The organism is Moryella indoligenes (assembly GCF_030812885.1).
In the GTDB taxonomy this organism is placed as follows: domain Bacteria; phylum Bacillota; class Clostridia; order Lachnospirales; family Lachnospiraceae; genus Moryella; species Moryella indoligenes.
Map to the genome: position 1 here is coordinate 61,424 of NZ_JAUSTO010000008.1, position 13,562 is coordinate 74,985.

At 60.6% G+C, this 13,562-nt stretch carries 10 protein-coding genes and 1 tRNA gene; all 11 read right to left on the bottom strand.

The genetic code is table 11. The features are described from left to right. Positions 1-52: 52 nt before the first annotated feature. Positions 53-125: transfer RNA gene (locus tag J2S20_RS07415), tRNA-Ala, on the bottom strand. Between the two features lie 227 nt (positions 126-352). Then, on the bottom strand, positions 353-4,198 hold the full coding sequence (locus J2S20_RS07420; RefSeq protein ID WP_307254664.1) for a glycosyltransferase: 3,846 nt from the start codon (positions 4,196-4,198) through the stop codon (positions 353-355). Further along, a complete protein-coding gene (locus tag J2S20_RS07425) occupies positions 4,195-5,607 on the bottom strand; it encodes an ABC transporter ATP-binding protein (RefSeq protein ID WP_106612088.1) in 1,413 nt (470 codons plus the stop codon). The genes J2S20_RS07420 and J2S20_RS07425 overlap by 4 nt, the downstream gene beginning before the upstream one ends. A gap of 12 nt (positions 5,608-5,619) precedes the next feature. Beyond that, a complete protein-coding gene (locus tag J2S20_RS07430) occupies positions 5,620-6,432 on the bottom strand; it encodes an ABC transporter permease (protein WP_334307394.1) in 813 nt (270 codons plus the stop codon). Between the two features lie 84 nt (positions 6,433-6,516). Then, on the bottom strand, positions 6,517-8,136 hold the full coding sequence (locus tag J2S20_RS07435) for a DUF2142 domain-containing protein (protein ID WP_307254669.1): 1,620 nt from the start codon (positions 8,134-8,136) through the stop codon (positions 6,517-6,519). Beyond that, positions 8,133-8,483, bottom strand: a complete 351-nt coding sequence (locus J2S20_RS07440) for a DUF2304 domain-containing protein (protein WP_106612090.1) — start codon at positions 8,481-8,483, stop codon at positions 8,133-8,135. Before J2S20_RS07440 ends, J2S20_RS07435 begins: the two co-directional genes overlap by 4 nt. Further along, positions 8,480-9,208 carry a glycosyltransferase family 2 protein gene (locus tag J2S20_RS07445; protein WP_106612091.1) on the bottom strand — a complete coding sequence of 243 codons (729 nt, stop codon included), beginning with the start codon at positions 9,206-9,208 and terminating at the stop codon, positions 8,480-8,482. The genes J2S20_RS07440 and J2S20_RS07445 overlap by 4 nt, the downstream gene beginning before the upstream one ends. Further along, positions 9,201-10,256, bottom strand: a complete 1,056-nt coding sequence (locus tag J2S20_RS07450; RefSeq protein WP_106612092.1) for a glycosyltransferase family 2 protein — start codon at positions 10,254-10,256, stop codon at positions 9,201-9,203. The genes J2S20_RS07445 and J2S20_RS07450 overlap by 8 nt, the downstream gene beginning before the upstream one ends. Then, a complete protein-coding gene (locus J2S20_RS07455) occupies positions 10,253-11,545 on the bottom strand; it encodes a lipopolysaccharide biosynthesis protein (protein ID WP_307254674.1) in 1,293 nt (430 codons plus the stop codon). The genes J2S20_RS07450 and J2S20_RS07455 overlap by 4 nt, the downstream gene beginning before the upstream one ends. Before the next feature lie 41 nt (positions 11,546-11,586). After that, on the bottom strand, positions 11,587-12,486 hold the full coding sequence (locus J2S20_RS07460) for a glycosyltransferase (RefSeq protein WP_307254676.1): 900 nt from the start codon (positions 12,484-12,486) through the stop codon (positions 11,587-11,589). A gap of 5 nt (positions 12,487-12,491) precedes the next feature. Then, entirely contained in the window at positions 12,492-13,508 is a 1,017-nt protein-coding gene (locus tag J2S20_RS07465) for a glycosyltransferase family 8 protein (RefSeq protein WP_307254678.1), read from the bottom strand. Positions 13,509-13,562: the final 54 nt, after the last annotated feature.

Sequence of the window (13,562 nt, forward strand, 5' to 3'; positions counted from 1 at the left end):
TAAATCCGAACCCGTTTCCGATTGGATAAAGGTTCGGATTATATTGCTTTGCTGGAGACGGTGGGATTCGAACCCATGACCCCCACGTTGCGAACGTGGTGCTCTCCCAGCTGAGCTACGCCCCCGTAAGAAGCGATCTTAAAGATCGCTTCAACGAATCCGATTGTACCGCAAATGCGCTGTTTTCGCAAGTGCTTTCCGCGCAAAGTTTTCCAACCCGCAGGAAGACGCAGAAAGAGAGTCTCCCGCACTGCGAAGCTCCGGCTTTCTGTCCCGGCAGGAGCAGATTCTGTGAGAGGCGTGCCACACGGAATGACGGTCACACCGCCTCTCCCGGCTCCGCATTCAATACTCAGCTCAGAAAATCCTCCGCCACAACTTTCCACGCCGCCTCCATGCTGTTGTGCTCCCGCACGTACAGCTGCGCCCGCAGAGAGAGGGCGCGCAGCGCAGCGCTGTCCGGGTAGAGGGAGCGTATCGCCTCCGCGAGCGCGTCGGCGTGATCTGCGATGCACATCACCTCCTCTGCTCCCGGAATCCCCTCTGCGCCGACGGAGCTCGTCACCACAGCTGCGCCGTAGTAGAGCGCCTCTATCACCTTTCCCTTCACCCCCGCGCCATAGCGGAGCGGAACCACCACCAGACGGCAGCGGTTATAGAGTGAACGCAGCTCCTCGTCGGAGACAAAGCCCAGCACATGAACACCGTGCTCCGGATCGTGGCGCGCGGAGATCTCCTCCGGGGCCTTTGACCCGACGATATAAAAATTCAGCTTCTTCCCGCCCTGAAGCTTCGGCCAGACCTCATCCAGAAACCAGAGCACCGCATCCGCATTCGGCGGATGCGCAAAGCCACCCACGAAGAGCAGGCCCTCGCGCCTCTCATAGTCCGTCTCTATATCCTCCGGGAAGCTGTCCCAGAGATAGGCGGTCAGCGCCTTCACCCGAATCCCCGGGTCTAGCCTGCGGATCGCCTCACACTCCACCTCCGAGGGGTAGAAGGACATATCCGCCTTGTGCATGAGCGAGAGCTCCACTGACTTCCAGTAGTCCGAGGACTCTCTCTTCTCCGGATCTCCGGTGAGCTCATACTCTCTCCGCTCCCGCAGAAAGTGCAGATCGTGCCCGTAGTAGAGCACCTTGAGCCCTGTGCGCGACTGAATGAAGTCAATATACTTTGACGCGATGTGCGGGCGGTTCAGGTACACGAGGTGAATATCCCTCTCATGCCGCTCAATCCACTCCCAGATACCCACCTGCATCTCCTGTCCGTAGAGCACCTCGATGCCGAGCTGCTGCAGCGCCGTGGTATAGGGCTCCTCGTGCGCGAAATTGTCGCCGAGAAACTTCACCTGAAAGCCCTGCTTCACCAGCATCTGGAGATACTGCCAGGTCGTGCGGGAGCCCGCATCCCGGTCAAAGGTCGGCACATAGTGATCCACGACAAGGACAATCTTCTTCCCGCGGCTTCGCTCTCTCGCCCGGAAGGGATCCGGGCTGCCGATATTCTCAAACTGCTGCTGCAGCTCCTCCTTCCACTTCTCCTTCAGCTTTTCTGTGTTCTCGATCTGGTAGCGCTTCAGACCCGTGCCCTGCACATCCGTGCCGTTGGACACTCCCTCGAAGTGGATCACCACGGACTTCGGCTGATAGACCACGCGGTAGCCGTGACGCCGCACCTCGAAGGCGAGATCGCTGTCCTCACAGTAGGCAGGCGCATAGCGCTCATCAAAGCCGCCGATCTCCTCCCAGAGCGGGCGCCGTATGAGTATGGCCGCCCCGGACATATAGTCGACATCCTTCACGTAGTTATACTCCGGCGCGTCCGGATCCTGAAGCCGCCCGTAATTCCAGCCGGAGGCGTCGCTCCATATGATGCCGCCCGCCTCCTGAAGTCTCCCGTCCGGGTAGACGAGCTTCGAGCCGACCATGCCGATGCGCGCATCCGACTGAATGAGCTTCAAAAGCCAGTCGAGCCACCCCTCCGTGACCTTCGTGTCATTGTTCAGGAAGAAAATATACTCCCCGCGCGCCTTTGCAGCGGCCTGATTGCAGTTCCGCAGAAAGCCCTGATTCACGCTGTTGCGGCTGATGATGAGTCCCCCGGCAAAGCGCTCCAGATGTCGCGTCTCGTCCGTGGAGACATCATCCGCGATGATGATCTCATACGGGATCCCCTGCGTATGCTGAAGAATCGAGAGCAGGCAGGCGTAGGTGTATTCGATCTGGTTGTAGCAGGGGATGACAATGCTCACCAGCGGTGCGTCCTGGTGCGGAAAGTGCAGCCGTCCGTGCTCGCGGTAAATGTCGCCGATCGCAAAATCTCCCTCTATGAGGTTTCGCCCCTCCTCCGTGGATGTGAGCCGGTAGTGCCGGATGGGATGCAGCAGTGCCTGCTTCCGATAGGCAAGACGCTTCCGCTCTCTTGAGCCGCGCGGATACCTTGCGTTGAAGCTGTCTCCGAGCCTTCTGCGGATGCGGGACAGAAGAGTCTGGTGCCTGCCAAGATAGCGCATCAGCTCGCCAGCGGCCTGTGCCTCCCGCCGGAGATCCGAAATCATGATCTCAAGATTCGTGACATGATTGTCCGTGAGACGCTTCACCTCCGTCATCTTCCGTATCGCGGCATCCTTCTCCTTCAGCTCCGCGCGGAAGCCGGAGAGCCGCTCATTCGCAATCCTCAGATCGCGCTCGGTCGTTTCAATGGTCTCCCGGCTCCGGAGCTCCGAGACAAAGCGATCCAGATAGACCGCCTGCTCCTCTCCGGCGATGCGCCTCTGAAACGCTGCCTCCTGCTCCTCAAAGCGCTTGAGCTCTGCCGCGTCTGTTCCAAAGCTCCGGAAAAAGACCTCCTTCTCCGGGAGCTTCAGACTCTCCCGCTGGGACTCATAGAATGCGCGCAGCGCGCGGTAGCGGACAAAGCCCCGCTCCACGGGCGTCTCCGACACCCATTCGTAGTCGATGCCGCTCAGCTCTGCCTCCGCGATGCCTTCCGCTCTCTCCTGCACCAGAAAATTGTCAAAGATGGAATCGAGGTTATGAACCTCCCCCGCACCGAGCACACGCTGCAGCGCCTCGGAAAGCACCTCTGTCACAGCTCTGCCGCTGTGGATCTCCCGGAGCAGAAGCGCCGTGAGGCTCTCGCCCTCCACCCACGGGAAGCGCGCGCACATGCCGTCCTCCGAGAGCTCTGCCTCCGCGTAGCGAATGCCGCTGCCCTCCGAGAGCAGAAGCTCTCTCCGCCTCCGGAAATCCTGAATATGCTGCCGTCCGGCCTCAGAGAGCGCCACCTTCTCCACCCAGCGCCTGCCCCCGTCCTCGCGGATCACAGTCTTCAGCTGATACTCTGCTCTCCGGTTCCGGTTGTACTTCACATAGATCGCCGTATCCGCGAAGCGGGCTCCGGCTGCGTCCTCCCGCTGCCAGAAGCAGAGATAGGCATCCGCAAACTGTGGGAACAGCCCCTCCCTGCATATGGCGTCGTACTTCTCACCTGGATTGATCGCCGTGTAGAGCGGAAAACCGTAGGCGGGAATCACGCGGGACAGCTCGCCCTCCCCTGGGAGACGTCGCTCAGAGTAGAGCTCATTCGGCAGGGTGCGGAGCGGCTCCGGATAGTAGCAGCTCACAGCGCCGCGCTCTCCCGCGGAGAGCAGGCGGCAGAGGCTCTCCCGCCCCATGGCGTTCTCCTCCGTCTCTGCACCCGTGAAGGCGCGGACGCCGTAGGCATTGTCCACGGCGACAATGAGCACCCCCTCCGGCGTGAGCAGCTGCTTCGCGCGCTCCACTGCCGCGCTGTCCTCTCTGTGAAGCGTCCCGTCAAAGATGATATAGTCGTAGCGCGCTGTGTCCGGGAGCTCTGAAATCGTGCCGCAGAGGGTCCGCACCGCGGGCTGCTCCCTGCTCTCTCCACCTTTATTCTGCGCCCGGAGGAGACTGAACTCCAGCGCCTCCCTGTCGCTGTCCAGAAGCGTGACGGAGAGTCCCCGTCTTAAGTACAGCGGCAGCAGCGCGCCCAGGCCGCTGCCCACGCTTAGGAGCGAGGCGTGCGCCCGGAATGAAAACCACTCCAGAAGGCCCTCTCTCCGGTCAGAAAAGACGCAGAGATTCGAGAGCTCCGGATACTCTGAAAGCAGCCTCCCCGTATCGCCTCCAAAGTGCTCATAGAGTCTTCGTAATTCTGCTGTTCTCTCGCTCATGCTTCACTGCTTTCCGCGGGCGTATATTTCAGTGCGACCTGGGAATCCATGTCGTAAACGCCCACTGTGTTCTTGTTGGAGATTACGGTGAGACTCGCCACATTGTAGAGGCGGTGATACACGACGTGCTCGCCGTTCTCAAAGCCGGTGCAGCTCATGGAGAGCAGATACTCCCCGCCCTGCAGACTCATCTTCTGCCTGAACTCCACCTCGTAGCAATCCCCCTCCTTCACGGAATGAACCTCGCTCCCCTCGAAGAGCGTGTTCGTCCCGCTCAGATCCGTTCCCTTCTTATCCCGGATCGTGTAGGTGAAGATCGGGGCCTCCAGCGCCGCATGGAAGCGGATGCGCTCGCGGATGCTGAACATCTCCCCCTTCAGGAGGAGGTTTGTCACGCTGCCGTTTTGGTCGAGAGTCCCGAAATCCAGAAACTCCGCTCTCCCGTCCCCGTACTCCTGCACCTCCGGATTCAGGGTCATGCGATCCCGCATGCGTCTGCCGTCTATAGCCTTGGCCTCCTGCGGCAAAGCAGAGCTTCCTCCGCACTCCGCCGCCCCAATACCCTCATTTCCGGCGGGCTCCCCGGGGAGGGAGGCATGATCCGCGTCCTGCCCCTCCCCTGCGCCCCGTGGCTCTTCTCCCTCCGACAGCGCCTCGGCGAGCTCGTCCATCTGGTTTGCCAGTATCTTCTTGTAGAGATCGACCATCTTTCCGGCCTCTCCCTCCGCGACGAAGCTCCCGCGGTTTAAGAGTATCACCTTGTCGCAGTACTTGATGATGCTTCCCATGTCATGGCTCACCATAAGTATGGTCGTGCCGTTCTTCATCATCTCCTCCATGCGGCGGTAGCATTTCGCCTGAAAGAAGACGTCACCGACGGAGAGCGCCTCGTCCACGATGAGTATCTCCGGCTCCACGTTGATGGCCAGCGCAAAGGCGAGACGCACAAACATTCCGGAGGAGTAGGTCTTCACCGGCTGGTTCACGAAGTCGCCGATATCCGCAAAGTCCAGAATATCCTGCATCTTCTCATCCATCTGCTGCCGCGAGAAGCCCATCATCGTGCCATTCATGTAGATATTCTCGATGCCGGTGTAGTCGGAATTGAAGCCGGCGCCGAGCTCCAGAAGCGCAGAGATATTTCCCGCGACCTCCACCTTCCCTGTGGTCGGGTTCAGCACGCCGGTGATGATCTTCAGTATCGTCGATTTGCCCGAGCCGTTCGTGCCAATGATGCCGACCGTCTGCCCCTTCCTCACCTCAAAGGAGATCTTGTCCAGCGCAAAGAAATCCCTGTGGTACGACTTGTGCGACAGACTCAGCGACTCCTTCAGCCGGTCAATCGGCCGGTCGTAGAGCCGGTATATCTTACTGACCTCCTGCACGGAGATCGCCAGATCCTTATCCATACTTTCCTTTCCTCACAGCACATCCGGGAAATGCGGGCGCAGCCTCCGGAACACCCGGAGACCGATATACAGAAGCAGAAGCGTCACCACCCAGTAATAGACGCTCTGCATGGGGCGCTCCCAGAACCAGTTCCCGGCGAGCATGCTGTCGCGGTAGCCCGTCACGACATAGTAAACGGGATTCAGCTTCAGCAGCTGCTGAAGCCGCGCCGGAAAGCCCGGAAACATCTCAGGCGCCCACATGATAGGGATGAGCCACATCCCGAACTGCAGGCAGATGCTCACAATCTGCGCCATATCCTTAAAAAAGACATTGATCGCAGTCGTGAAGAGCGTCACCGCCAGTATGTTCACCGAGAGCGCGAAACTATAGTACAGAAGCTGCACCCAGGTCGCCATGGGCAGCCGCCCGTAGCAGAAGAACATCCCGATCATGATCGCAACAAAGATCGCGTGAACCACCGCGCAGGAGACCAGCTTGATCACCGGCAGCACCTCCACGTTGAAAACTACCTTCTTCACGAGATAGTGGTACTCCTGAAGACAGGCGGTTCCGGCATTCAGCGCCTCGTTGAAGAAGAACCAGGGGACGATGCCGGGTACCAGCCATAGCACATAGGGAACGCCGGGAATCGGCGGCGCGCTCTTGAAGCCGAGCTGAAATATCATAAAGTAGATGAGCACCGTGACTACCGGCTGCACAAACATCCAGACCACGCCGAAGTAGGAGCCGACAAAGCGCTTCCTGAAATCCGCCCTGGCGAGATCCCAGATGAGCCGCCTGGCTCTCAGGGTCTCCCCCAGAAATTGAACGATCATTCTCATAGTTTTTCCATATTCTCCAATATCACGACAGTCTCATGCCGGCGGGCAAAAGATGTACCCGGCGAGTGAATGTGTGGTTGCATCCTACAGTCTCATGCAGGCGAGCGCAAAGATGCGCAGCGCCACGTAGCTGTCCAGAATGATAAAGCACTGAAGCACGCGGAGCTTAAGCCCCCGCCGAAGGCGTATTCCCCCCGTTCCCACCGCGGCGAGCAGCAGCGGCAGCAGAGGAAGAAAATAGCGCCCCTGTATGCCCTCGATCATTGCCGCCTCCCTCGTAGTCCAGGAGATGAGCATCGCGCCCGCGATGAGCAGGATCACGACGAGGGAAATGCCGGCAAACGCGCCGCGTGTCTTAAGGCTCAGGCGCTCTGCCTCCCACTCCTCCCGAAGTGAGAGGAGCAGGAGCCCGCCCATGTAGAGCAGCACCGCAAAGAAGGGCGCGCCGAGCAGAGGATCCATGTTGCCGAGCTGCATCCCGATCATACCTGTGAGCAGCATGCCGCTCTGCAGGGAGAAGCTGTTCAGAACCATGCGGGCTATAAAGACCGGCCGGCGAATGAGCTCCGACACCGTGTAGCCCGCGCGCGCATCCACCAGCGCCGGAGCAGCGTCCTCCGCTGCCCCTGATGCCGCAGACAGCTCCCGTCCCGCGGACGCATAGGCCCGGATGATCTCCGCATTCACCAAGAGCATCGCGAGCATCAGCGCCGCAAGCAGCGCCGCGAAGCAGAGCAGCTTTTTCTTTCTCCCGCCGCAGCGCTCCGCGGGGACGAGACAAAAGAGCAGCACCAGTGGCGCGTACACCATCTTGCATGGGCCGAGGGCCGCAGTGAGCAGGATGAGAAGAAGCATATCCCGCCCCTTAAGCTCGGCCTCGCCATAGCGAAGATGCAGAATCTCAGCAGTCAGGAGAAAGGAGGTCCCGAGTATCCCCGCGTCATAGGAGAGCGAGCCCGCGAGGTGCAGGCTCATCGGGAGCAGGGCCGCACCGAACAGCGCTTCCTTCCCGAAGGGAAGGAGGCGTATCGCCGCCGCGGTGAGCAGCAGGTAGACGAGGAGATTCATCAGCTTTCCGAGAGCCAAAAGAGTCGGTGCGTTCAGCTTAAGGAGACGCGCTGCCGCAAAGCCGAGCGCCTGCGGAAGGTACATCACAGGAGTAGTCCGCACGTCCGGGAGCGCCGAGGAGACGAGCTCCTCTCCGCCCGCATAGCGCCGGTCCCAGTCGCGGATCGCGCGATAGGTCGAGAGGCGCAGCGGGTTCCCCAGCACCTCCGGCACCGGCTCGACATCATCCCCGATCTCCGGCGTCTTCACGCCGCTAAGATCCTCCAGCGGATAGTCCCCCGCCCGCACCGCGAGAAGTCCCGCCTCTGTGAGCTCCGGCGCGCCGAGCAGCCGCGAGGAGAGGCGATAGGCACTGCTGTAGTGACTCATCTCGTCCGGCGCGGAGAGCCCCGGCATCGCAAACATGAAGAGAAGCCCCAGCGAGAGGCCGCTCACAAAAAACACGCGGTGCATACGCTCCCTCTGCTGCGGGAGCAGATACAGAAGTCTGCCCGCAAAGCCAAATGTCATGAGCAACAGAAAGCCGTAGAGCTCCAGAGGGAGCCTGTCCCCGCTCTGCCTCACCGCATCCAGCACATTCAGACCGTGATAGCCTCCCGCAAGCAGCAGGGGCAGAAATAGCAGCAGCTCAGTCATAGGCTCTCTCTCTCCTCCTCAGCAAGCTCCTTCAGAGCCAGCTCCTGCGCGAGCGTCGAGAGCTTTTCCTCAAGGAGAGACTGCCGCACACTCATGGAGAAGACCTTTAAAATCAACAGCCCGATGATCACCAGAAACAGAAGATTCGCCGGAGACTGCATGCCCAGAAGCCCGGTGAAGAAGTAGAGCAGCGGCGGGCAGAGCGCCAGCAGGATGAGCAGAAAGGAGAAGAGCACCCAGAACACCGCGTCCTCGATCTGCATTTTCGCCTTCCGTATGCGCCCTGTCACTCCGGCGGTGGCCGCCAGAGAAACAACGATCAGTATCAGCCTCAGTGTCCAGGTCATAGCCTCCCCTCACTCTCTCTCCGCGCCGTCCTGTCCCTGTCCTTACTGCGAAAGCTCTGTATGAACAGGATAGAGAGCAGCGTCCGGCTCATATATTTTACCGCATTCAGGGGTGTGAGATAGCTCACCCCCGCGACTCTAAGGTCCATGACCGCCTGAATCTCCGCGACCCGCGCCCCGTTCTTCACGAGCCAGGAAAGTGTGTCGGGCTCCGGCGGATAGTTGATGTGATCCGAAAAGAGCTCTATCATCCTTCGGCTGTACATCCGCATCCCAGAGGTCGGATCCTGAATCCGCGCGCCGGAAGCAAGCCGCAGCGCAGCGGAGATGAGACGGCTTCCCAGCATGCGCGCCGAGTGCGGCTTCTTCTCCGTGACAAAGCGGGATGCGATCACGATATCGTAGCCATCGTCCATCTTCTCCCGCATGGGAAGGATATACTCCGCCCGGTGCTGCCCGTCTCCGTCGAACTGCACGGCGTAGCGGTAGCCCCTTCGGTCTGCATAGCGCATCCCCGCGCGGAAGGCCCCCGCCAATCCGAGATTCACCGGCAGATTCAGGGTGTGAAACCCGCGCTGTCTGCATATCTCCTGCGTCCCGTCCACGGAGCCGTCGTTCACAATGAGGTAATCCAGCCCGGGATGCTCCCGGATGAGGCGCTCCGCGACTCCGGCGATATTCGCCTCCTCATTGTAAGCAGGTATTATCACAAGGATGTCATTCATCCGCTCTCTCCTGTCCTGATCTCCTGTCCCAGTATCCGGGGCTCATGCTGAGCCGCCGCGTGAGCTTTCGCGGCAGCGCCCGGTGGCTCTTTCCGAGGCGATAGCCCAGATACTTCGCGCCGCTCAGCAGCACAAGACGGGGCAGCAATCCCGCATGTCCCTCTCTGCACAGCCCCTTTGCGGTGCGAAGCACCATGCGTATGCCCTCGCCCTCGCTCCGGATGCCGGAGAAGACCTCCGGATGCTCCGCCTGCGAGACTGCCAGGTCAAAGTTCCGGTGCAGCTGCTGAGCCGGGCTGTAATTATGCGAGTGACGCACGCGCGCCTCCGCCGCATAGGCGATGCGGTAGCCTGCGCGAAGCAGCCCCGCGGCGTAGATCATGTCCTCATTGAAGATGGCCCGGTCCGTGAAGCCGCCCAGCCTGTCAAAGACCGCCCGGTCATAGGCCGCACAGACATCTGAGGCGAAGAAGGTCTTGATCCCGAGCCGCGGGAGGTCCTCAATTCCCTTCGTAAAACTCTTCGCAGGGTAATTATACGCCCGCGTGAGACGCTCGATCGCGTCCGCGTCGCGGTTCGGAAGCTGACGCCCGTAGGAGAGCGCCACTCTGCCGCCCCCTCGCTCTGCGCCCTGCAAGGCCGCACAGGCCTCCTTATGGTTCCGCACATCGCCCCCCGGTGAAGCTGCCTTCTCCGGAAGCAGCGGTTCCAGAAGTCGCTCAATGAGATACTCGTCCGCCGGAACCGCGTCCTGCGTCATCATGATAAAGCAGGGGGCATCCGAGTACCGCACGCCGAGATTCCGCGTGTGTCCGTGGTCGAACTCCGCCTTCCGGATGTGGTGAAGCTCACAGTGCGAAAGGACGCCCAGCTTTCTGAGCTCTGCCTCCACACCGGAGCGCTCCCAGAGTTCCCGCTCCGTGTTCATGATGATGACCTTCTGCGGCCTCACGCTCTGGCGGAACAGGCGCCGCATCAGCAGGAGAAAACGCGCGTCCGGTCTGTAGGCGGGGATGATGACATCTACCCGCAGCTTCTCCCTGTTCATGCCCTCTCCTCTACATTCAGCCTCTCATCACGCCTGAGTCTTTGCGCCGCACTGAAAAGAAAGCACAGCGTGAGCAGCAGCATGGTGAGGAGGTAAGCCTCCGCCGCGCCGGGAATGCCCCGCCGCAGCACCATCACATCCGAAATGAGCCAGGCGAAGACCGTCGTCCCTCCGTAGATCAGGAAGATGCTCCGCTGCGCCTCAAGAATAACCAGTACATAGTATAACAGATTCAGCAGCGCATAGAAGCCTCCGCCGAAAATCACCTCGATCAGCGCTCCCCGGTACGGGCGGAGCGCCGCCCCTGCCTCCGCCCCCACAAGGAGCGAGAGCACAGGAATGCCCAGCAGCCAGGCTGCGCCGGCCCCCAGCAGCGTGAAGATCGCGATGAGCAGCGCGATCTTTTGCAGGAGCCCGAGAAAGCCCGCGCGATCTCCGCGCTCCCGCTTCTCTGAGAGCCCGGTCAGCACCGGACGTATCACGAAATTCGCCATGAGGTTGATGACCGAGGTCGGAATGAATATCGTGGTGTAGTAGCCATTGTCCGCGCTGCTCATATGCCGATTCACCGCATACTTGGACGCCGCGAAGATGTAGAGATCCAGAAAGCTGGACACGAAGAGCCACCTGCTCCTCTGAAACAGCGCCCATGCACTGCCCCGCTGCCGCCGGAAGGAGACTGCCCGGAATTCCCGGAGCGGCAGCACGCAGAACAGAAGCAGCGAGAGTCCCTGCCCCAGCACCGCCGCAGCAGAGCTTAAGACGAGATCGCCCGTCTTAAGCATCGCCCCCGTAAAGAGAAGCACGGAGAGGAGCGTGCGGAAGGCATTGCTCTTTCCCGCGAGATAGAGCCTTCCCTGCCGCTGGAATTCGGAGTCATAGCAGTCCGCGTAGCCGTCCAGCACCTTGTAGAGCGCCATGAGAAGCAGAACGCTTCGCGCCATCCCCGCCTCCGTGCATATCAGGGCGTAGCCCAGAGAGAGCACAGCGGCCGCAAGGCAGCTGAGACAGCGAAAGTGCCGGTACTCCGCAAAGCTAAAACGCCCCGCGGCATCCGTGATCTGCAGAGGCCGCATCCCGAAGTAGGCGACAATAAACATCTGCTGTCCGAAGGTCGAGAAGGCGAAAAAGAATATCCCGCCCGCATCCGCTCCGAGGCAGCGCGTCACCGCCGCACCGAGCAGCATGCTGGTCAGTGCGTAGACGGCGCTCCCAAGCATATTCCAGAGGATATTTCTCTCCCCGATCCGCTGATCGCTGCCGAAGAGCAGGCGACTCCACAAATTCATTTCCGCCCGGCTTCGAACGGCAGCCCGCAGCTCCTGCTCCCTCATAGGAACCTGCCGAGGAAACGCGCCTCGAGCTTCACCACCGCGTGAAAGAGTCTCGTGACGAGAAGCTGCGCTCCCGATACCTCGAGGTAGCGCCTGTAATACTGAAGGGTTGCCGCCTCCCTGAGCCGCTGCCGCTCCAGAAGCCGCTGATAGCTCCGCCTTATGCTCACCGCGTGCCTGTGGAGATAGTGCTCCGTCATAAGAAGTCCGGTCCGAAAGCCATGGAAGCGCAGCTTCCAGCCGAGGACATACTCCTCCTCATAGAGAAATATCTCCTCGTCATAGCCGCCGCTCTGACGGAATTTATCAATATCCACCATGAGAAGAGAGCCCGGCACGCAGTCCACATGCACCAGCTCCCTGCCGATGTAGCGCCAGCGCGGATAATGCAGGATATGTGCAAAGATGCGCCGCATGAGCGGGCCCGATTCCAGCAGATCGTAGAGCCAGGGACGAAGCGGCCAGGCCGCCGCGCCGGAGAGCACATTCTGACGGCTGCCCGGAATGCCGGCCTCCGCAGGGAGCGATGGGTTCTGCTGCACCGGGGCGAGCGCCGCAAGCTCCGGATGGCGCTCCATCGTCTCCGTGAGCGCGGCGACGCAGGCGTCCGTGAACTCCGCGTCCGGATTTGCGATCAGCGCACGCTCCGCCCGCAGCACCTCCGAGGCGTAGCGTATGCCGAGATTATTGCCCGCGCCGTAGCCGCCGTTTTTCTCTGCGGTGACGAAAATCACCTTGTCCCGCACCATGGAGCGCAGGCGCAGCGCACTCGCGTCCGTGGAGGCATTATCCACAACAATGACCGCATCGAGACTTTTGTACTCCCGTATCCGCTCGATCTGTGCGATCGTCGTGTCCGCGTCATTGTAATTCACTATCACACAGACTGTCCTCACAGGCCTCACCTCTCCCTTCTCCGGGCGCTGCGCTCCCGAATGAGCTTCGTCACATAATGGTGGCCGATTCTCGCTCTGAGTCCCGGCAGCACCGGTGTGATGAGATCCATACCGTGATACATGAGGAGCTTCCACTCACTGCCCCTCTCCTTCTCCGTCCCCGCAAAGGGCGTCATCTCAAGATAGGCTTCATAGGCCTTTCCATAGTGATTCAGCGCGCCCGCCTTCCACGGTCTCTCATCCCCTGCGAAATGGACAATCGAGGGCTTCCGCCGCGCAAAGGCAAAGCTCTCGCGCGAATGTACCCGGTAGGAGGGCTGCATCCTGCAGAGCGTGTCGTAGCGGAAATAGCGGTAGTTTGTAAAAAAATTCCACTTCGGCGCGACGCTCCGTATGCGCCCCGCGAGGCAGCCGTTCAGTGCATCCTGATCGTTGAAGAGGCTCTCCTCCTCGATCGCGCTGTAGTAGCTTAGCAGCTGCTCTGTGATGCGCTCCTCTCTCCAGCGCTTTAAGTCGATCAGCAGCACCCCCGCGTTGAAGTACGGCTCCTCCGCCTCCATATGGAGATAGCGCTTCACCTCCGGATAGATGGTCGGCTCCTGCACCGCAGCGAGCACGCAGCCCGCAAGCTTTGTGTCCCAGAGCCTTGCAAGCGGCTTCAGCACCACTGTGTCGCAGTCCAGATAGAGCACGCGCTCTGCCGTCTCCGGCAGAAGCTCTCCCAGAAAGAGCCGCCCCATGGTGCTGATATCAAAGCTTCCCGTGTCCGGACACCGCTCAAAGCGCGCCCCGAGATTCCAGAAATCCCGGAACTCCACCGTCCGGCCGAAGGCGTCCGCAGTTCTCCGTATCTTTTCCTTCGAGCGCTCCCCGATACCGGTTGAAATCACATAGATATTCAGCTCCTCCGCATCCGCGTTGCTGTCGCAGAGGGAGCAGAGCGAAACTGCGAGATGTCTCGCATAGTTTTCATTGGAGACGTAGGCGACATTCATATGGCTTCCTTTCCTGCTCTGACGCACGCGCGCAGCCCGGCTCCGATCCGGCTCAGCCGGCGCGGCTTCGGGCTGCGCATC